The organism is Shewanella aquimarina (genome assembly GCF_023349185.1).
Lineage (GTDB): Bacteria > Pseudomonadota > Gammaproteobacteria > Enterobacterales > Shewanellaceae > Shewanella > Shewanella aquimarina.
This window is the reverse complement of sequence record NZ_JAKIKY010000013.1, coordinates 129,437-148,678: the sequence shown is the minus strand read 5'-3', so window position 1 is coordinate 148,678 and position 19,242 is coordinate 129,437. Positions and strand designations below refer to the sequence as shown.

Sequence of the window (19,242 nt, the reverse complement as noted above, 5' to 3'; positions counted from 1 at the left end):
AGTAACTTTCATAGTGGACACCTTTTGTTGATATTGAACGTGCAAATTCAATATGGCGCTTTTGACGCCGACTTCACAAGAGGTGTCCATCTCATCATCCGTGGAGGCTCGACGATGGCATCCCTGCCATCGACGTCCGCAGATGCATCTACACTCGGTATCTATCGTCTCTTCGATTTGGCGGTGTTGGGGAGATTGGGGAGTTAAAGCGCTAATTTATTTATGCCCAAAATTGAGTTAACACCTTGTCGGTGGTTCAGTACCGAACCGACTTTCTGACCTAAAGATATTCATCGTTGCACTCCTGTGATGTAATTCACTACTCCCCATTAAAATCTGGATAAGGATACAGTCATATTAAAATCATAAGGATTTTGAACGATTTTCATCCTGTATCCTTGCGCGTTTTTCCAGATGGTGTATTTTAAGTAAAGGTGATAACTTCTTTGTAATACAATCAGTTAACAATGTGCGTTTTCACTGGTCTAATGAGGTAAACGTGCATGCGCACTAATAAAATGTTCAGTGCATTGGAGTAATCTATGGAAATATTTATATCTATAATTGCAATTTTTATTGCTTATATAACTTTTGATACAAATAAAAAGGCAAGTGAAACATCTAAAAATGGCCTTGATCTTTCCGTGTATAGAAATCATATATATGATGATTATGTTGAAGGAAAGTTTGAGCCTGACTTTGAACTGGATATCGATGGAAAAAAGCAAACCAGTATTAGGCAAACAAGAAATTTGGCGTTAGATTTCTTAGAAAAAGATCAAGACTCTTGGAATGCATTATCGACAATAAATTCAAGAGTTAATGGTAAATACACTTGGCAAAATACTATTTCCTATCATATTGCTGATGGTTTACAAAGTTTGGGTTTACTAGTAATGTCTGGAACTATTCCTTCAAATTTGGTTTTGGCAAGTGTTTCAGATGTAATTATTGATGATTGGTTAATTTCATATTTTTGGGTTAAATCATATAATAAACAAGAAAATGTAAGACCAATGAAAAACTCAGATGAAAAAAACTCCACATATTATCATCGACGTCACGCTGAATGGTTAGCCCTTCTGACATCTTTATGGTTTGATAAAAAGTGGAATTATCCTCGGAACTTAAAAGTAAAAGAGCTATATTTCGACTCAGTTAACAATTCAGACACAAGAAAAGATAGATTTATTCAAATCTGCAAAGAAGATAACTATTTGATTAATGAGCGGTTAATTAAAGAAATTCGTAATGTGATCAATATTAACTTACATCATCATATATAAAGGCGCTTAACAAGACGCTCTTGCGGAAATAAATTATGGAGCCTATCTGTTCCGCAAAACTAGGCGTTAACCGCAGGAATGGAATATGCGTTTATTTTTAACATTTTTGATTTTCTTTGCTCATCTCGCTTCAGCGGAGTGCTATGTTGTTGGCGATTTGAAAGGCTACTCGACGAGAGCACATGAGGGGTATCAGATATCTCATGATGGAATAAGTAGTGGCAAGTTCATCTTAGAGTTGAATGGAAAGTCGAGCAGTATCACGCCTAATAACATGAAATGCGATCAAGTCGGCTCAGCTACCTTATTATGCCAAGACGTTCGAGCTGATGGGGAAACAACTATTGAAACATGGGTCGTTTACCCAAGTGCGGGGAAAGTGCTTTTCACCAAGTCTATTGCAGGGTACGGATCATTCAATGGTGGAAACCTATTTGTCGGCGACATTAAAGGAACCTGCGATTGACGCGGTTAACAAGCAAAGGCAGGCTGGGACGGCTTCGCCGCCCCTGCTTTGAACGTTAATCCTAACCTACTGGATTAAAACTAAATTTCAAACTCACTTTTGTCCAAATATGATTTTGCTTTTGACTTTCCTGTGAGACTAAAAAGCAGTCAAATCGAAGAGGTGGGAAATTTTGTGTAGGTGCGTCTGAGGCCTACCGTGACAGGGCCAAAAATGTTCCCGACATTTTTTGGCATTCCCTCCGTCCGTGGAGGTCAGATGCTGCCGTAGAGCGCCCAAGGAAGGGTTCACAGCGTGCCGCAGAAGTACCTGCACGAACGGCCTGCCGCAGGCAATTGATACACCATGAAGCTATGCTTCGAGTTACCCCTTCAAATATCAAAGCCAGTTTGATTTTCCCTCAAATAAGGTCGTCCTTTACGTCTGACTCATAGTGATATGGGAATGTCTGTGGGATGAAAGGATAAGCCCTCTGCCTGTCATCATGACATTTGCGCATCCATGCGCTGCACCGTCCGCAGGTAATCGATACACCATGAAGCCATGGTTCAAACTTCCTCTTCAAATACCAAAGTCAGTTTGATGCCTCTTCAAATAAGCCCATCATGAGCCCATGGTCAAAATCACCCCTTCCATGTTTCAAATCAGTTTGATGCTAGCTGACTTAGTTAGCTATCCCTTCATGAGGAGATAGCGCCTGCTGAGATCCAGCCTCAGCAGGCTTTGGGTTGAGCTAGCTTGCTAGGTTAGAAGAAACCTAGCGGGTTGACGTCGTAGCTGACGAGCAGGTTCTTGGTGTTTTGGTAGTGGCTGAGCATCATCTTGTGGGTCTCGCGACCTATGCCTGACTTCTTGTAGCCACCGAAGGCGGCGTGGGCAGGGTAGGCGTGGTAGCAGTTGATCCACACGCGTCCCGCCTGAATGCCGCGGCCCATGCGCTGGGCGCGGTTCATGTCGCGGGTCCAGACGCCTGCGCCCAGGCCATATTCGGTGTCGTTGGCGATGGCCAAAGCCTCGGCTTCATCCTTGAAGGTGGTGACCGAAATAACGGGGCCGAAGATCTCCTCCTGGAAGACGCGCATCTTGTTGTGGCCCTTGAGTATGGTGGGCTCGATATAGAAGCCGCTGCTCTGATCGCCAGACAGCTGGCAGCTGGTGCCACCAATTAGCACCTCGGCACCCTCGTTGCGGCCTATCTCCAAGTAACTCAGGATCTTATCGAACTGCTCCTGGGAGGCCTGGGCACCTACCTGGGTGTCGGTATCCAGCGGGTTGCCCTGCTTGATCGTCTTGGCGCGGGCGATCACCTTGTCGATAAATTTGTCGTAGATGGACTCGGCGATCAGCACACGTGACGGGCAGGTACAGACCTCTCCTTGGTTGAAGAAGGCCAGTAGCATGCCCTCAACCGCCTTATCCAGATACTCATCTTCCTGTTCCATCACGTCGGCAAAGTAGATGTTGGGCGACTTGCCGCCCAGCTCGACGGTGGAGGGGATCAGCGACTCGGCGGCGCACTTGAGGATATGGTGGCCAATCTGAGTCGAGCCGGTGAAGGCCAGCTTGGCGATGCGCTTGCTGACCGCCAGTGCCTGACCCGCCTCGGTGCCGAAACCGTTGACGATATTGAGCACGCCGGCCGGCAGCAGGTCTTGAATGAGTTCGACCATCACCAGGATAGAGACGGGTGTCTGCTCGGCGGGCTTGAGCACTATGCAGTTACCGGCGGCCAGCGCTGGTGCTATCTTCCAGGCGGCCATCAGCAGTGGGAAGTTCCAGGGGATGATCTGGCCGACGACGCCCAGCGGCTCGGGGAAGTGGTAGCTGACGGTGTTGTTGTCGATATCGGCGGCGCTGCCTTCCTGGGCGCGGATACAGCCGGCGAAGTAGCGGAAGTGATCCACAAACAGCGGCAGGTCCGCATTCAGGGTTTCGCGTACCGCTTTACCATTTTCCCAGGTCTCGGCTACGGCCAGAAATTCCAGATTTTGCTCGACGCGATCGGCTATCTTCAGCAGTAAGTTGGAGCGTTCGGTCACCGAGGTCTTGCCCCAGGCATCCTTGGCGGCGTGGGCGGCGTCCAGCGCCAGCTCGATATCGCGCTCGTCCGAGCGGGCCACCTGACAAAACACCTGGCCGTCGACGGGTGAGCGGTTATCGAAATATTCCCCGCTCACAGGCGCGACCCACTGCCCCCCAATGAAGTTGTCGTAACGGCTGTTGAAGTTAACTATGGCATCTGTCGTGCCTGGCTTGCTGTAGATCATCTTGAGCTTCCTTGTATGGTTTTGTCTTGTCGAAAGACGCCTCTGCCGGGCGTCCTATTTTTATGTTTAAAAAACAACAGGTTTAAATTTTTTATCTGTGCCCCATTTGAGTGTCACGCTTGTGTTCATTAGGGCGCAGCTTCCTACTAGCTGTCGTAAGCACTAAGGCAAAGCCTAGGCCAAACTGGCAGGAGTTGTGATGTGGCTGGAGTAACAGTATGATGAAAAACTAATTTTTGATGTCCGAATGTGTGTGGTCCAGGATGGTGTAGCACTGGCAGTTGGCATGCACTGTGACATAAGTGCGCACCTCGGGTGTGCCAAAATGGAACACTGTTATGACGATAGCTCCACAGACACAGGCTTGGTTGTCTGACTCATGGTCTCGTAGTCAGGGCGCAGGGTTAAGCGAAGCCAAGTTACCGCAAGAATTACGACTCGACGCCGAGGCGCTCGCCGAGCGGCATCATGCCAACAAGCAACTCATCAATCTCACCAAACAGCATGCGCTGCCCCTGTTTAATCAGATGATGGCCCACAGCCAGAGCCGGCTGATCCTCTCGGATCGCGACGGCTATGTGCTCTGCCATTGGGGCGTCAGCCGCTACTCGGACAAGCTGGCCAATGTCGCCCTGGATGTGGGGGTCAACTGGCGTGAGGAGCACAAGGGCACCAACGCCATAGGCACGGCCCTGACCGCCAGGCAGACGGTGGCGGTGATCGGCGAGCAGCACTTCATCCGTCACCACAGATTTATGAGCTGTACCGCCAGCCCCATCTTCTCCCCCGACGGAGAGTTGCTAGGCGCCATCGACATCACCAGCGAGCAGCAGCGTCATACCCAGCAGACCCTGGTGCTCATCGCTAGCCTGGTGCAACAGATAGAGACGGCGCTGCTGTGTCATCTGCCCGGCAGTCACTACCGCATCGATCTCGCCGAGCAGCCGTCGCTGATCACCTCAGGCTGGCAGGGGATAGTGGTGGCCAATGTCGACGGCAAGATCTTGGGCTGCAACGCAATGGCCAAGCGTCTGCTACACAGGCCGTGCATCGGCGACGATATCGACCGTCATCTGGGGGCGAGTTGGAACAGTGGCGAGCACTTGTGCCAGGAGCAGCGATTGCATCTCAAGACCCAGCAGCTGGTCGAAACCCGGCCAAGTCAGCTGGTGAGCCAGCAGATAGGCGTGCGTTTTCGTGACCCTAAGCTAGAGCGCGCCTGGCAACAGGCCAATAAGGTGGTGGGGCGTAACATTCCCTTGCTGATCTGCGGCGAGACAGGGGTGGGCAAGGAGCAGTTCGTGAAGAAACTCCATGGTCAGAGCGCCCGCGCCCACGGCGCGCTGGTGGCGGTTAACTGCGCCGCCCTGCCGGCCGAGCTGGTGGAGTCTGAGCTGTTTGGTTACCAGGCGGGTGCCTTTACCGGCGCCTCCCGTCAGGGGTTCGAGGGCAAGATACGTCAGGCGGACGGCGGTTTTCTGTTTCTCGATGAGATAGGCGAGATGCCGCTGGCCACCCAGAGCCGACTGCTGCGGGTACTGCAGGAGCGCGAGGTGGTGCCCGTGGGCAGCAATCGTAGCTACAAGGTGGATATTCAGGTGGTGGCCGCCACCCATGCGGATCTGCGCCAGCTGGTGAGTCGGGGAGCCTTTAGGGAAGATCTCTACTATCGCCTCAATGGTCTGCAGGTCACCCTGCCGCCACTGCGCCAGCGCAGCGACATTGAGCGCATCATCCACAAGCTGCACAAACGTTATCGCCAGGCGCCACAGCAGCTATGCCCTCAGCTGTTACAGCGTCTGTTGGCCCATGATTGGCCGGGCAATCTGAGGGAGCTGGATAACCTGATGCAGGTGGCCTGCCTGATGGCCGATGGCGAACCTGTGATGCAGTGGCAGCATCTGCCCGACACTGTGCAGGAACAGCTCAAGGAGGCGAGAGCGACCGAGGAGCAGATGCAGGATTGCGAGAGTGAGCTGAGTCTCATGGTCAATGCCAACATAGTCTCTAGCTATCACAGATTTGAAGGCAATGTGAGTCGCTGTGCCAAACACCTGGGGATCAGCCGTAATACACTTTATCGTAAACTCAAAGGCTTAGGGTTAAAACCGTGACCTAGTTATGCCCCTTGTGCATACCGATCATGCAAAATGTGCAGTGTATTCACGGCGGCAGATCTACTAGTCTGTCGATTCACTTGTTTATAAGGAGGCCCCATGTTTAAGGCACTCGTATTGACCCAGCTAGATAAACAGACCCAAGCCGATGTAAAACTGCTACCTGAGAGCGAACTGCCCGAGGGCGACGTGTTGGTGGAGGTGAGTTACTCATCGCTCAACTATAAGGATGGCCTGGCGATCACAGGCCTGGGCAAGATCATTCGCGAGTTCCCCATGGTGCCTGGCATAGACTTTGCCGGTGTGGTGAGCGAGTCGGCCGACCCCCGCTTTCAACCGGGCGACGAGGTGATTCTGACCGGCTGGGGCGTGGGCGAGAACCATTGGGGCGGTATGGCCGAGAAGGCGCGAGTGAAGGCCGACTGGCTGGTACCTATGCCCAAGGGCTGTGATGCTGCCAAGGCGATGATGATAGGCACGGCTGGCCTGACAGCCATGTTGTGTGTACAGGCGCTGCGGCAGGCGGGCGTGACCCCAGAAGATGGCGACGTGCTGGTCACGGGTGCTAGCGGCGGTGTCGGTTCCGTGGCCGTGACCCTGCTGGCTCAGCTTGGTTATCGCGTGGTGGCCAGCTCTGGCCGCGTCGAGGTAAACGGCGACTGGCTAACAGCCCTGGGGGCAAGCGAAGTTATCGATCGCAGCGAGCTTGAACAAGATAGTCGCCCGCTGGAGAAGCAGCGCTGGGCGGGGGTGGTCGATACCGTTGGTAACAAGGTGTTGGCGACGGCATTGGCGCAGATGAAATACGGCGGCAGCGCCGCCATCTGTGGTCTTGCGGGTGGTTTTGCCCTGCCGACGACTGTGATGCCCTTTATCCTGCGCGGGGTTAACCTGCTGGGGATCGACTCGGTTGCCTGCCCGATTGAGAAGCGGGTCAAGGCCTGGGAGCAGGTGCTGGAGCTCTTGCCGGAGCAGTATTACCAGCAGGCCTGTCAGACTATCGGCCTGGAGCAGCTTGGCGAGTACGCCGGCAATATCGTTAAAGGCAAGGTGACTGGCCGGGTGCTGGTGAAGGTGTAAATCTAATGCTAGATCATAGATAAAGATTAAAGACAAAGAAGTGGCCTCATGGCCACTTTTTTTTTGCCTGCTCACCGGCTAATGCTATTTCAATCTCTAACGCTAAGACGTGGCTCGCCGCGCCTAGGGCTGCGCTTGCTGGGCAAGCATCGGCCTGATGAGGTCGGTGATCATGCCGCGCAGCCAGGCCTGGGCCTTGTCCAATTCGCAGCGCGAATGCCAAAACAGGCTGTAGTTGAGCGCCGCAATGTCGAAGGGGAGGGGTTTAACCCTGAGTCGGTGACGGGCGGCGGCCATCTCGGCGAGTCCCTCGGGTAGGGTGATGATGAGCGGATGAATCGCCAGCAGTGCCAGGGCGCTGTCGAGGTGGGCGGTGCGCAGGCACTCGTGCCGCGGTGGGTGCTGGGCAATGGCCGCATCGACTATCGCCTTCACTCCGTCGCTGATGGCAATGGTGGCGTGGGGGTAGTGCAGATAATCCCTGAGGGTCATAGTGCGATCCGCCACAGGATGATCGCTGGAGACCAGGCAACTGACGCCGACACGTCCCAGGGGCGTGCTGGAAAGCGGTGACGCCTGACCCAGGGCGCGGCAGATCGCCATATCGACTCCTTGCACGCTGAGCTGTTCGGTGAGCGTCTGGTGCTGCACCGGCAGGATATTGAGCCTTATGTGCGGCGCCTGACGATAGATCTCCGGCAGGATGAAGGGCAGCAGACCCTGAATGGCAAAATCGGTGGCGGCCAGGGTGAAGGCCTGTCGACATTGGCTGGGCACGAAGGCGCTGGGCGTCAGCAGGGTGAGCAGTTCACTGGTTGGCCCCTGCAACTTACGATAGCAGTCCAGGGCATATTGGGTGGGCACCAGCTGCTGGCCCACCCGAGAAAACAGTGGATCGTCCAGCATCTGCCGTAGACGTCCCAGGATGCGGCTGGTGGCGGATTGGCTCAGGTGTAATCGTTTGGCGGCGCGGGTAACGCTGCGCTCCTCGACTAAGACTTGCAGGGCGATTAACAGGCTTAAATCCTGACGATAGATAGCTTCGAGTTCCATAGGTCGGCCAAGGTAGATCTGTATATGACCTAACTTACCAGTGTGGTGCCCATCTTGTCTGACTTTTTCGCTTATCGTTGCGCTAAGTCGCAATCTCTTCAAGGGGTTATGGCTCCATACGTCATGGTTTGGAATGACTTCCAAAATACCCATAAAGTAGTATTTTTGAGCAAATTTGAAGCTAGCTATAAGTTTAGCGATGTTAACAAGTTGTTTTGAAACCAACTGTTGATTAACTCCCGTTTTGGAACCTGTTCCAGTCCTAAGATGGCGCTGTCGAATAAAACAAAAAAGGGTGATAACAGATGAGCAACGTAGATCTGCTAGGACGCCGTAATTTCATTAAAGGTATGGGTGCCGCTGCGGGTATCGCAATGGCCGCACCTGCAATGGCAGTTTCCGAGAAAGCTGACGGTGTGAAATGGGATAAAGAAGTCGAAGTATTGATTATCGGTTCAGGTTTTGCCGGCTTAGCGGCCGCGATTGAAGCGACGCGCAAGGGCGCGAAAGATGTGCATATCTTCGAGAAGATGGCCTACTTCGGTGGTAACTCCGCCATTAACGGTGGTCTGTTTGCGGCGCCTGGTACGCCGATGCAGAAGAAAGAAGGCGTTAAAGATTCGGTCGATCGTATGGTGGCGGATCAGCTTAAGTCTGGCCGTGGTATTGCCGACGAAGCCCTGCTGCGCCATGTGGCATCCCATGCCGTCGAGGCCCTGCAGATGACTATGGATGCAGGTGCCGAGTTCCATCCTTACCTGCAGCAGCTTGGTGGCCACTCGGTGGCACGTACCTATCAAACCACAGTGAGCTGTGGCGCCGGTATCACACAGCCGCTCTATAAAGAATGTAAGAAGCTGGGTGTTCATATGCACAACCGCTCAAAGTTCGAAGGCTTCCTGGTGGGTGAAAAGGGCGAAGTGGTTGGCGTTAAAATGCGTCAAAACTATCACTTCGGTGAAGACCAGCCTGGTAAGGTGCTGAAGATCCGTGCCAAGCGCGGCGTGATCATGGCCACCGGCGGCTTCGCGCAAAACGTCGATCTGCGTATGGCGCAGGATCCGACCCTGACCTCAGAGGTGGGTTGTACCAATGCCCCGGGCGCAACCGGTGAAGGCATGTATGAGATGTTCCGCCTGGGCGCGATTCCGGTTCACTTAGCACACATTCAATCTGGCCCATGGGCGTCGCCTGACGAAGGTGGATTTGGTTATGTGTCTAACTACTCTATCTACAACTTCCCGCATTCAATGGCTATTAACCGCCTAACGGGTAAGCGTTTTATGAATGAAATCGCCGACCGTAAGACTCGTGCCGATGCCGAACTGGCGTGTCGCGACGAGAAGGGCAATCCGCTGCCGCCAATTTTGATCACCAGCTACAAGGATTCTAAGAAGCATCCAAACACCAAGAAGGTGATCAAGTACAACGTAGGCTGGAAGTTCGACACCATCGAAGAACTGGCGAAGCACTTCGAGGTACCTCTCAAGCCGCTGAAAGCGCAGATTGAAGAGTACAACAGCTACGTGAAGAGCGGCGAAGATAAGCAGTTCGGTAAGAACATGACCAAGGCCAAGGATAAGTATATCGAGGCGCCATTTACCGTGGTACGTCTATGGCCGAAAGTGCACTACTGTCAGGGCGGTGTACAGGTGAATACCAAGGCTGAGGTGAAAGACAGCTTTACAGGTCAGCCAATTAAAGGCCTGTATGCGGCCGGTGAAGTCTGTGGTGGTATCCACGGCGTCAGCCGCCTGGGTAGCTGCTCAATTCCTGAGTGTATGGTAATGGGTATGACGGCTGCACGCAGCGTCATGAAAGCCTAAGTCGACCGGTAACTAAGAGGAATCAATAATGAAAAAGGTAAATATTGTACTCGCGCTGGTCTTAGGTGGCTTAGTGAGTCTGTCAGCTCAAGCGATCGATCAACGCCCTTGGCACAAAGAGGTGATCGGCAAAGATTGCAAGACATGTCATGACAATGGCATTAAGCAATTCCCGTCGGACCAGGCCTGTCTACAGTGTCACGATGTCGATGATTTAGCCGAGCAAACCGCCCGTAGTGAAGAGGATAAGTGGCAGAACCCACATAACAACCTGCACTATGGTAAAGACTTGCCTTGTCAGGAATGCCACGGCGAGCACAAGGCGAAGAAACCTCTATGCAGCAACTGTCATACCTTCAAGTTTGACAAGCATAAAGAGTAATACTCCCTGAGTGCGAGACCCATGAAGTCATGGGTCTCATCCCATCTTAGCTCCCCTTATCTAGGGGTCACAAGTTATGGTGCTCCCCTTGGCTTGTGGAAAAATTTTTTTAGCGACATTGACCGTTTTATTATCCCTGCAAAGACAATTTACTGTTAACAGTTTCGCTTCATATGCTCCTTGGTCGACATGACTTAGGGGCTTTTTTATGCCGCTAATTTTTGATGATTTTCTTTATAAACATTCTGTTAGTGAATATGTGAGCTAGGTTGTCCTTTCCCTGTTCAAATTGTTGCAAATATGTGCTGATTACATTTTTGGAACGGATTCCAAGCATATTATGCCGCTCAGTAAGTGGTGAAAAAATAATATGTAAATAAGGATGAGATGAATGAAAAAGACAATCATTGCTTTGTCGTTGTTATCGGTTAATGGTGCGATGGCAGCGAGCCTTCCCGACTTTCTTGATCAGCAGGATATCGACAATGCCGAGTTCAAATGCCTGGGCGAACCGGTCAAGCACACCAAGGCGGATCAGAAGTACGTCGATATGCTGTGGGACGAGACCCTGACCTACCTCAAGGCCTATGCTGTGGCCTTAACCAACGGCGAAAACAGTCACTGTCTCAATTCAGATGAGGCACTGTTCGATTCGACCCAAGGTGGCCAGAAGATGTGCATCATGGATCGTCGTGACATGAAGCTGATGGTGAAAAACATCTATCAGGTGATCAATAACCCGGACAAGGCTAAGCAGTGTTTCGGTGCCCGAGAAGAGGTCAACTGGATCTATAACCCAGGCGGTGAGCTCACCAAGCGTTCTCCTGTGGCCCAGCACTTTAAGCGCACCACTTTCGACGAGTTCTTTAAGACCAAGGTGACCAACAAAGAGGTGCAGAAGCTAGGTAAGACGTTCACTAAAAATTTCGCCAAGATGGTTACTGGCGATGAGGTGAAGATGCCTTCAGCCTTCCCTTATGACATCAGCGCCAACGCCTTGCCAAACCTGTGGGCGGCTGCGGGCTGGTTCCCTATGTATGCCGAAGAGAGCAAGCGTAACGATAAGAACTTTAACAACATTCGCGGCGGTTACGCCTATGCCGAGATCTTCGGCCACTGGGGGCTGCTGCGTATCGATGAGATCAATGGTGAGAAGGTGGGCGCCGAGGTGGGGATGACGGTGCAGTCGGTCGATACCCTCTACCCCTATCATAATCACGCGATCTCAGAGATCTACTACAACATGCGCGTGCCGGCATGTACCAATCAGTTCAAGAGCTTTGCCGTGCGCGCCGACTCTCCTCTGCTGACCACTGTTAAAGAAGATGACAAGATGCGCAGGGTGCAATTCGACGCCGCTCAGCACAACGGCCATACCCAGTGGTTAGCCGGTAGCTATCAGCAAGATCCCCTGCTTTATTTCCATCAGAACACCATACATGCCTTCGATGTCGACGGCAGCTGCGAGGCCAAGCCTGAAGAGCGGGCCATCGTCTCCGTCTGGGCAAGAAGTAACGCCCACGATAAGCGTAATGACTATGGCACCACCTTGCTGTGTGAATCGGCGAAAAATCCAGGCACACCAGCCAATAAAGATGAAGTGATTCAGTGCGATCTAACCCATCTCAAGTGGTAACGATAGCTTAAATACAGCGCAGTAAAACCTAGTACAGCTTAAGTAAGGCCAAGCATATGGCCAGGCTCGCCGTGCGCCGTTGTTGCACGGCAATTAACAATAAAGGGTGAAATGATGAAGAAGTTTAATATATCTCTCGTGGCGGCGCTGCTGCCCCTGGCCTTGGCGGGAGTGGCCCAGGCACAAGAACAAGAAGATGGCATCGATGTGTCGGGCACAGTGAGGGTGAACTACGCCTATAAAGATTACAGTGAGAGCTCGAAAGACAAGGGGGGTGACTTTGCCTTCGATATGGCGGCGATCAAGTTTAATGGCAAACTCGGTGAGTGGGGCTTAGCGAGCGAATATCGTTTCTTCGATGGCTGGCAGGCGCTGCGTTACGGTTATGGTTTTTATGACCTTAATCCCGAGTGGCAGATCCAGTTTGGTGTGAACCAGGTGCCCTTCGGCAATCCAGGCTTCATCTCTAACAGCTTCTGGTTTGGCGTGCCTTATTACCTGGGCTTCGAGGATGACTACGATCTGGGTGTTAAAGGGGTATATTCCAGTGGTGCCTGGGGCACAGAGATGGCCTTCTACAAGAATGCCGAATACGGCGCCGGCCGCGCCGATCGCTACTCAACCGATCTTTACAGTGGTGTAGTGAATGGTACCGAGTACAACAACGAGGAGACTAACCAGCTAAACCTTCGTCAAACCTATGAGATGAGCTACGAAGGTGGCAGGACCTTGTTTGGCGCCTCTGTCGAATTCGGCCAGATCTACAACAATAAGACGGGCAATAATGGCGACCGTTATGCCGTTGCGCTGCACACGGATAGCAGCTACCAAGGTTGGAACCTGCAGCTACAGGCGATGCAATATGAATATGACGCCGCCGATGCCGTAGATAGTAATAAGATCGCCGTGGCGGCCTACAATTGGCAATATGAGATTGCGGCTAAGGCTCAGGCCTATAGCGTTAACCTTGCCAAGACGATAGCGACCGATTGGGGTAGCCTGAAGTTCTATAATGATTTCGGCATGGTGACTCCAGATGTGGCCGATGACGGCTATGACACTAGCTACCAGAACGTCACAGGCTGTGCCATCGCCGCCGGTGCCACCTATACCATGGTCGATTTCATTGTAGGTAAAAATATGTATGCCTCGACCCGTGATAACGGCCATGTGGGTCTGCCAGAAGTGGGTGACAGTTGGGACAAGCGTATCAACATCAACTTTGGTTACTACTTCTAAGCATTAACGCAACAGCGCTTAGAAGCGTGAAGCGATAGTCAGTATCTCTGTCATTAAAAATGCCAACCTTAGGGTTGGCATTTTTTTCTAGCAATAAAAGTATCTGATTTTAATCGATTAAGCTCTAATCGGCAGTCAGGGTCACAGCTTGGAATGGGTTCCGTCGATAAAGTAGGCGTCAGTTAATTTGCCCTAATGATGAGCTTAGCCCTGCAATGAAAACCATCGGTTTCAAGAAAACCATCACCCTGTCGGTGATCATCTTAGTGTCTTTGTGTTTGGCACTGTCTAACCTATTCTCTTATCTCAGTTTAAAGGCCAACACCGTCGAACAGGTGAACAGTGAGCTGCAAACCATGGCACGCTTTGAGGCTGAAGGGATACAGAATTGGTTTATGAGCAAGGCCAATAGTATTGATGCGCTAGCGGCACAATACAGGCGCGGTCAACTCAATGGTGACTATGTGATGCTGGCTAGGCTGGTCAAAGAGAATAGCCTTTTATACTCGGTTTTTTGGGGATTTGAAGATGGCAGCTCATACGCCAGCGTAGTCGATGATGCGATTTGGCACAATGGCATCGCCGATCCCAGTCAATATGATCCTCGCCCTCGGGGCTGGTATCAGTTGGCCAGAAACAGTGACAGGGCGGTATTGACCGATATTTATGTCGATATGGTTACCGGGAACCCGGTGATCTCCATAGTCACCGATGTGGGAGATGGTGTGCTGTCGGGAGACATTGGCCTGGAGATCCTAGAGGACACAGTCAGTAGCATCAATTTTCCAGGTGCATCGGCGGCCATCATAGATGAAGCGGGCAAGGTGCTGGCCTCCAATATGACAGAATTACAGGCGGGTAAACTGATGAGCCAGCAAGGCTGGGGGCTGTTGGAACAAGAGATGGTGACGCGGGAGGAATTCGCCTCAGCGTATCAGGAAGCAGGCAAAGACTTGCTGCTCTACAGTCATGTCATTCCGCTATTACAGGGAAAGAAAAAGTGGTTTCTTGTGCTTAATATCGATCAAGATATCGCTTATGCCAAGGTCGATGAGGCGCTAGAGGCGGCCTTGATCAATTCCGGCATCATGTTATTGGTCAGTAGCATATTGGTGCTACTTATTCTGAATTGGCTGTATCGTCCAATCCTACAACTTAAGCAAGTGGTCACAGGTTTGTCACAAGGGCAAGCCGATCTCACCATGAGGCTACCAGTAAATAGCCGTGATGATCTCGGTGATATAGCCGCCGGCGTTAACCGTTTTATTGCGCATCTTGAGGGGATCGTGAAGGAGCTGTATGCCGACTCGCAGGATATAGGGCGGAGTATTGTCGCGCTGCAGGGGCAGATGGACGCTAACAGCCAGGTGCTGAGCAAGCATGTGCAAGAGACAGAGCAGATAGTGGCCGCCGTCGAGGAGATGAGCGCTACGGCAAACGATGTGGCTGGTAATACCTCGCAGGGTTCACAGGTGGCGACCTTGGCAAGTTCGCAGATCAATGACACCAAACAGATAGTGGCTAATACTCGTGAGACGGTTAAGCGATTGATAGAAGATGTCGAGGCGACCGAGAGTAGCATCAGTAATATTGCCCATGACGCAGCAACGATCACTAAGGTGCTGCAGGTGATTGGCGACATCGCCGATCAGACTAACCTATTGGCGTTAAATGCCGCCATAGAGGCCGCAAGGGCTGGTGAACCGGGGCGCGGATTTGCTGTGGTTGCCGATGAGGTGAGGGCACTGGCGGCCAGAACTCAATCGAGCACCGCCGAGATAGAATCAACATTGAGTCAGCTGCTCAAGGGGATCGATGCGACTGTCATTACCATGGTGCAAACTAAGGAAACCTGCGAGAAAACCAATCACTGGACTAACAATGTGACAACCAATCTCGATGAGGTTATTCAGTCGGTGGAAACGGTGAGCGATCTTAATACTCAAATTGCCACCGCAGCTGAAGAGCAAAGTATGGTGTCGGCGGAGGTGAGTCGCAATATGGCCGAGATACGCGACATGGTGGTGGTGTTAGAAGATAGCGGTTCGGCGAGTCGTGATGAGACGCTTAAATTGTCAGCCTCGAATCAGAAGCTGCTGGCAGTAGTGGATAAATTTACCTTAGGTTAACTCGCGTATAGCAGCTGTGCCGACTGGCACAGCCGTGATTGTGCGCCGCGACTTAGCCGGGATAACTCTCGGCTAGGTTGTTGACGTTGGCCTTGATCAGGGTGATCAGCTGCTGGGTCGCGTCGGTCTGGGTATCGGGATTGAGATAGAGGGACTCGTTAAACACTGGCAGTACGGGTAGCTGGTGTTCAACTGGATCCAAAATCTGCATCCTGTCGTTGATCCTGAACTCGGCGATGGGAGCTATGGTGAGATCGTTCTCCACCGCCATGCACAGCGCCTGCGGTGACGGGGTTGATAGCAACACGTTGATCGGCCTCATGGTCAGCTGGTGGTTGGCAAACACCTGAGCCCGTATCGGACAGTTTTCCGGGTAGAGCGCCATGGGAATGGTTTCGCGTTTGTGGGCGTTACCCTCTTTAGCTGCCACCCAATGAAACTTGCGTTCAAACAGCAATTCACCGTTGGCCGGTGGCTGCCAGTGGGTCGCGACGATAAGGTCGAACTCTCCCTGCTGCAGTCGCTTATACAGGTTGCCACTGACGTCTGTGTCGATCACCAGCTCGATACAGGTAAATTCGCGAATAAATTCCAGCAGGCAGCTGCCGAGGTAACGCTTGATATAGTCGGTCGGCACACCCAGGCGGATGATTTCACGGTTCTGACATTCCTTGAGATCATCCAGCGCCTGCGAGTTGAGCTGCAACATCTTGTAGGCGTAGTTAAGCAGGGTCTCACCGGACTCGGTGAGTGTGACGCCCTTGTTGTCTCTGATCAACAGCTCCTGCCCCACGCTCTCCTCGAGCTTCTTAATTTGCAGGCTGAGGGCCGACTGGGTGCGGCAGATCTTGTCGGCGGCTTTCGACAGGTTGCCCGATTCCGCGACGGCGATGAAGCTCTCTAGCAATTCGATCTTTAACATGGGCTATTGGCTTTGTTCATAGTGGTATCAGTATTACTCAATATCCCTGGTTAGAGAACACTGTTATCGTTTGATTGTGAAGTTGCAATTAAGATGTTTCGTAAAGTGTGATGAGGTCGATATGAGTAGCTGGGAGCAAAGAACAGATTATCTTGTTGAGGTGGCGCAGCGCTGCCTTAGGGGGCATCAGAGTTTCGATCTGTGCCGTTCTCATCTCGTTGCGGCCAGCCAGATCTCCAAGGGAACCATCTATAATCATTTCACCACAGATGCAGACTTGGTGGTGGCGGTTGCCTGTGCCCAATACCAAGGTTGGCTCAAGGCGGCCGAATGTGAACAGCAAGGCGATACCGATCCCTTTGAATGCTACCTGTTCCATCACTGTCAGCGTTTGTATGATGTTTTGGCGCAGAAGCGCTTTGTGATAGAGCGCATGATGCCCAATCAAGAATTATTGCAGCAGGCATCAGAGGTGTATCGCGATAGATTTAATGATCTATTTGCACAATATTGTCAGTGGAATCAGGGCATGATCTCAGCCGTTGGCGATCGTCCTGGCTTTGATCGCTACGAACTCCTTAAAAACTATATTCGCGGCACCATGATCAATAGCGATGATGGCCTTAAGCGCTGTGATGACGTGCAAACCTACTATCAATTTAGTTATGCGATGGCCCAGCTGATGGGACACTCAGACAGACGCATTCCCACCAAGCAAACCTTTTCAGTCTGGCTGGCACAGAGAGAGCCGCAGCAAACTAACGCGGCAGCCTGATAATCACTTCGAGTCCGTGAGGGGTGGCGTTGTTGGCCACTATCTGCCCCTGGTGGGCCTGTATGGCCGCCTTGGCGATCGCCAGCCCCAGTCCCCAGCCGCCGGATTCCCTCTCTCGAGCCGATTGCGGGCGATAGAAGGGCTCGAAGATCGCCTGCAGATCCGCCTCATTGTCTATGCCTGGACCATCATCCCTGATGCTGAGGATCACCCGCTCGGGCTCGGCGTAGGCACGTATGCTGACCTCCCGTTCGGCGTAGCGGATGGCATTACGCAGCAGGTTTTCCACCGCCCTGGCCAGGGGGCGGGGATTGAGCATCAGCATCAGGCTGTCGTCTATGTCGATCAGCAGAGATTTCTGTTGCTGCTCCGCCTCGAACTCGGCGTCGTCTAAAACCTGTCCCAGGGTCTCGGCCAGCGATAACTTGTGCTTATGCTCGTGAATATCCAACTTCACCCGCGACAGCTCCAGCAGCTCGGCGATCATCGCCTCCAACTGCTCCGCCTCATAGCCTATGCGCTCTATCTCGGTCGAGGTCTGGCCCTTCTTGCGGGTGAGGGCGAGGGCGAGTTGTAGCCGGGTCAGCGGCGTCCTGAGTTCGTGGGAGATGTCGCTGATCAGGCGCTGCTGACTGTTGACCATGGACTCGATGGCATCGGCCATGGCGTTGAAGGATTGAGCCAGTTGGCCAATCTCGTCTTTACGCGCCGTGGTGCTGGCATCTGCCCTGTGGCTGAGATCGCCGCTGGCGACCGCTTCGGCACTCTGCTTAAGCGCGCGCAGGGGTTTGCCCAGGTGCCAGGCTAGCAGGCCACACAAGAGGCCCGAGAGCAAGATCGCCAGGGTCAGCGTGAGGGCAATATTCTCGGCGAAGAAGAAGAACCAGGGCCTGGGGTGCATCTCGGCGAGGCGGCCATAGAGGGTGTAGCGTTTGCCCTCTATCTCGAAAGGTTCGGGGCCAAATAGCAGCTCGCTCTTAAACTGATGGCTGATGGGGTGTCCTGCCTCGTCGGCCATCAGCATGAAGCGCCGTATGCCCCGTGAGACACGCTGGTTGTTGATCAGTTGGCCCTGTTCGTCCGCCACATAGAAGCGCACCGGCTTGTTGCCCATCTCCTTGAGTCTGTGCCAGCGCTTGTCGCGCTTGGTGGTCAGCAGTTCGGGGTGTTCCTGTAGGTGTTCAACGACACGTTCGAGCAGCCCCTGTAGATGGGGTGGAATAGGGGCCTGATCGTGATTCTGCTGCAGAAGGGGCAGCAGGCCGACGATGGCGATGATCAGGCTGCTACAGAGCCAGAAACTCAGCAGCAGCTTGATGAAGATGCGATTGGGAAGACTGCTAATTTTCATCAGGTTAGCCAGATATAGCCCTTGCCTCTGAGGGTCTTGACCCTGGGGCGTCCGTCGGTGCGTTCCGGCAGCTTCTTACGCAGATTAGACAGGTGCATATCCAGGCTACGATCGAAGGGCATCAGCTTCTTGCCCAGCACATTCTCGCTGAGGTTGTCTTTGCTCAGCACCTCGCCGCTGTGCTGGATCATATGGTAGAGCAGGCTAAATTCGGTGCCCGTGAGGATCAGCAGTTGATCCTGGCAGACCACCTCCTGACGGCTGGGATCCAGCTTGATGTCGGCAAACTCCAGTATGCTGGGCTGCTGCTCATCGACCTGATGGCCAGTGCGACGAATGATCGCCTTGATACGCGCCACCAGTTCCCTGTCGTTGAAGGGCTTGGGCAGGTAGTCGTCGGCGCCGATTTCGAGGCCCACGACCCTGTCTATCTCGTCGCCGCGGGCGGTGAGCATGAGCACCGGCGTCTGTTTCTTGGCCCGCAACGCCTTGAGTACCTCGAAGCCGTTGAGCTTGGGCAACATGACATCGAGCAGGATGAGATCGAACTGCTGCTCCAGCGCCAGGGCGAGTCCTGTTGCGCCATCGTGGGCCAGGGTTAGGTTAAACCCTTCAAGTTCAAGCAGTTGTGCTAGCAGTTCCGCTAGCCCTAGATCGTCATCGATTAACAGAATTTGGCTCATGGTACGTCTCTCTACACCTATAACAGCTTG

16 protein-coding genes are annotated in these 19,242 nt (G+C 52.7%); 11 read left to right on the top strand and 5 right to left on the bottom strand.

Annotated features, from left to right (window positions below; all coding sequences use genetic code 11):
• The 3 genes from L2731_RS16090 to L2731_RS16080 all read left to right on the top strand — a co-directional run.
• Window positions 1–207 (top strand): hypothetical protein (locus tag L2731_RS16090; protein WP_249254497.1); only part of this gene is annotated, 207 nt, incomplete at its 5' end.
• A gap of 335 nt (window positions 208–542) precedes the next feature.
• The gene (locus L2731_RS16085) at window positions 543–1,286 is read left to right on the top strand and encodes a hypothetical protein (protein ID WP_249254496.1); all 744 of its coding nucleotides are present in this window, start codon (window positions 543–545) and stop codon (window positions 1,284–1,286) included.
• A gap of 85 nt (window positions 1,287–1,371) precedes the next feature.
• Window positions 1,372–1,752 (top strand): hypothetical protein, encoded by a 381-nt coding sequence (locus tag L2731_RS16080; RefSeq protein WP_249254495.1) that lies wholly within the window; start codon window positions 1,372–1,374, stop codon window positions 1,750–1,752.
• Between the two features lie 746 nt (window positions 1,753–2,498).
• On the opposite strand, the gene exaC is transcribed toward L2731_RS16080, so the two are convergent.
• Entirely contained in the window at window positions 2,499–4,019 is a 1,521-nt protein-coding gene (gene exaC, locus L2731_RS16075; protein ID WP_220043595.1) for an acetaldehyde dehydrogenase ExaC, read from the bottom strand.
• Window positions 4,020–4,357: 338 nt separating this feature from the next.
• Between exaC and L2731_RS16070 the strand changes: the two genes are divergently transcribed.
• Together L2731_RS16070 and acuI are read left to right on the top strand one after the other, a co-directional pair.
• Window positions 4,358–6,133, top strand: coding sequence for a sigma-54-dependent Fis family transcriptional regulator (locus L2731_RS16070; protein ID WP_249254494.1), 1,776 nt, complete (start codon window positions 4,358–4,360; stop codon window positions 6,131–6,133).
• 102 nt (window positions 6,134–6,235) lie between these two features.
• Complete coding sequence (gene acuI, locus L2731_RS16065; RefSeq protein WP_249254493.1) at window positions 6,236–7,216, top strand: acrylyl-CoA reductase (NADPH); 981 nt, start codon at window positions 6,236–6,238, stop codon at window positions 7,214–7,216.
• 123 nt (window positions 7,217–7,339) lie between these two features.
• Here the strand turns inward: acuI and L2731_RS16060 are convergent, their stop codons facing one another.
• Window positions 7,340–8,269 (bottom strand): LysR family transcriptional regulator, encoded by a 930-nt coding sequence (locus tag L2731_RS16060; protein WP_239853479.1) that lies wholly within the window; start codon window positions 8,267–8,269, stop codon window positions 7,340–7,342.
• A 305-nt stretch (window positions 8,270–8,574) separates the two neighbouring features.
• Here L2731_RS16060 and ardA point away from each other — a divergent pair, with 305 nt between their 5' ends.
• From ardA to L2731_RS16035, 5 genes are all read left to right on the top strand, one after another.
• The gene (ardA, locus tag L2731_RS16055; RefSeq protein ID WP_249254492.1) at window positions 8,575–10,095 is read left to right on the top strand and encodes an acrylate reductase flavoprotein subunit ArdA; all 1,521 of its coding nucleotides are present in this window, start codon (window positions 8,575–8,577) and stop codon (window positions 10,093–10,095) included.
• A gap of 28 nt (window positions 10,096–10,123) precedes the next feature.
• A complete protein-coding gene (ardB, locus tag L2731_RS16050) occupies window positions 10,124–10,477 on the top strand; it encodes an acrylate reductase cytochrome subunit ArdB (RefSeq protein ID WP_239853475.1) in 354 nt (117 codons plus the stop codon).
• A 391-nt stretch (window positions 10,478–10,868) separates the two neighbouring features.
• Window positions 10,869–12,113 carry a dimethylsulfoniopropionate lyase DddY gene (gene dddY, locus L2731_RS16045; RefSeq protein WP_249254491.1) on the top strand — a complete coding sequence of 415 codons (1,245 nt, stop codon included), beginning with the start codon at window positions 10,869–10,871 and terminating at the stop codon, window positions 12,111–12,113.
• Window positions 12,114–12,224: 111 nt separating this feature from the next.
• The gene (locus L2731_RS16040; RefSeq protein WP_249254490.1) at window positions 12,225–13,352 is read left to right on the top strand and encodes a hypothetical protein; all 1,128 of its coding nucleotides are present in this window, start codon (window positions 12,225–12,227) and stop codon (window positions 13,350–13,352) included.
• A 215-nt stretch (window positions 13,353–13,567) separates the two neighbouring features.
• Complete coding sequence (locus L2731_RS16035; protein WP_249254489.1) at window positions 13,568–15,481, top strand: methyl-accepting chemotaxis protein; 1,914 nt, start codon at window positions 13,568–13,570, stop codon at window positions 15,479–15,481.
• A gap of 52 nt (window positions 15,482–15,533) precedes the next feature.
• Here the strand turns inward: L2731_RS16035 and L2731_RS16030 are convergent, their stop codons facing one another.
• The gene (locus tag L2731_RS16030; protein WP_160797736.1) at window positions 15,534–16,403 is read right to left on the bottom strand and encodes a LysR family transcriptional regulator; all 870 of its coding nucleotides are present in this window, start codon (window positions 16,401–16,403) and stop codon (window positions 15,534–15,536) included.
• Between the two features lie 121 nt (window positions 16,404–16,524).
• On the opposite strand from L2731_RS16030, the gene L2731_RS16025 reads away from it, so the two are divergent.
• Entirely contained in the window at window positions 16,525–17,178 is a 654-nt protein-coding gene (locus L2731_RS16025) for a TetR/AcrR family transcriptional regulator (RefSeq protein WP_249254488.1), read from the top strand.
• On the opposite strand, the gene L2731_RS16020 is transcribed toward L2731_RS16025, so the two are convergent.
• Window positions 17,162–18,529, bottom strand: coding sequence for an ATP-binding protein (locus L2731_RS16020; RefSeq protein WP_249254487.1), 1,368 nt, complete (start codon window positions 18,527–18,529; stop codon window positions 17,162–17,164). The genes L2731_RS16025 and L2731_RS16020 overlap by 17 nt on opposite strands.
• Complete coding sequence (locus tag L2731_RS16015) at window positions 18,529–19,212, bottom strand: response regulator (protein ID WP_249254486.1); 684 nt, start codon at window positions 19,210–19,212, stop codon at window positions 18,529–18,531. The genes L2731_RS16020 and L2731_RS16015 overlap by 1 nt, the downstream gene beginning before the upstream one ends.
• Between the last annotated feature and the right edge of the window lie 30 nt (window positions 19,213–19,242).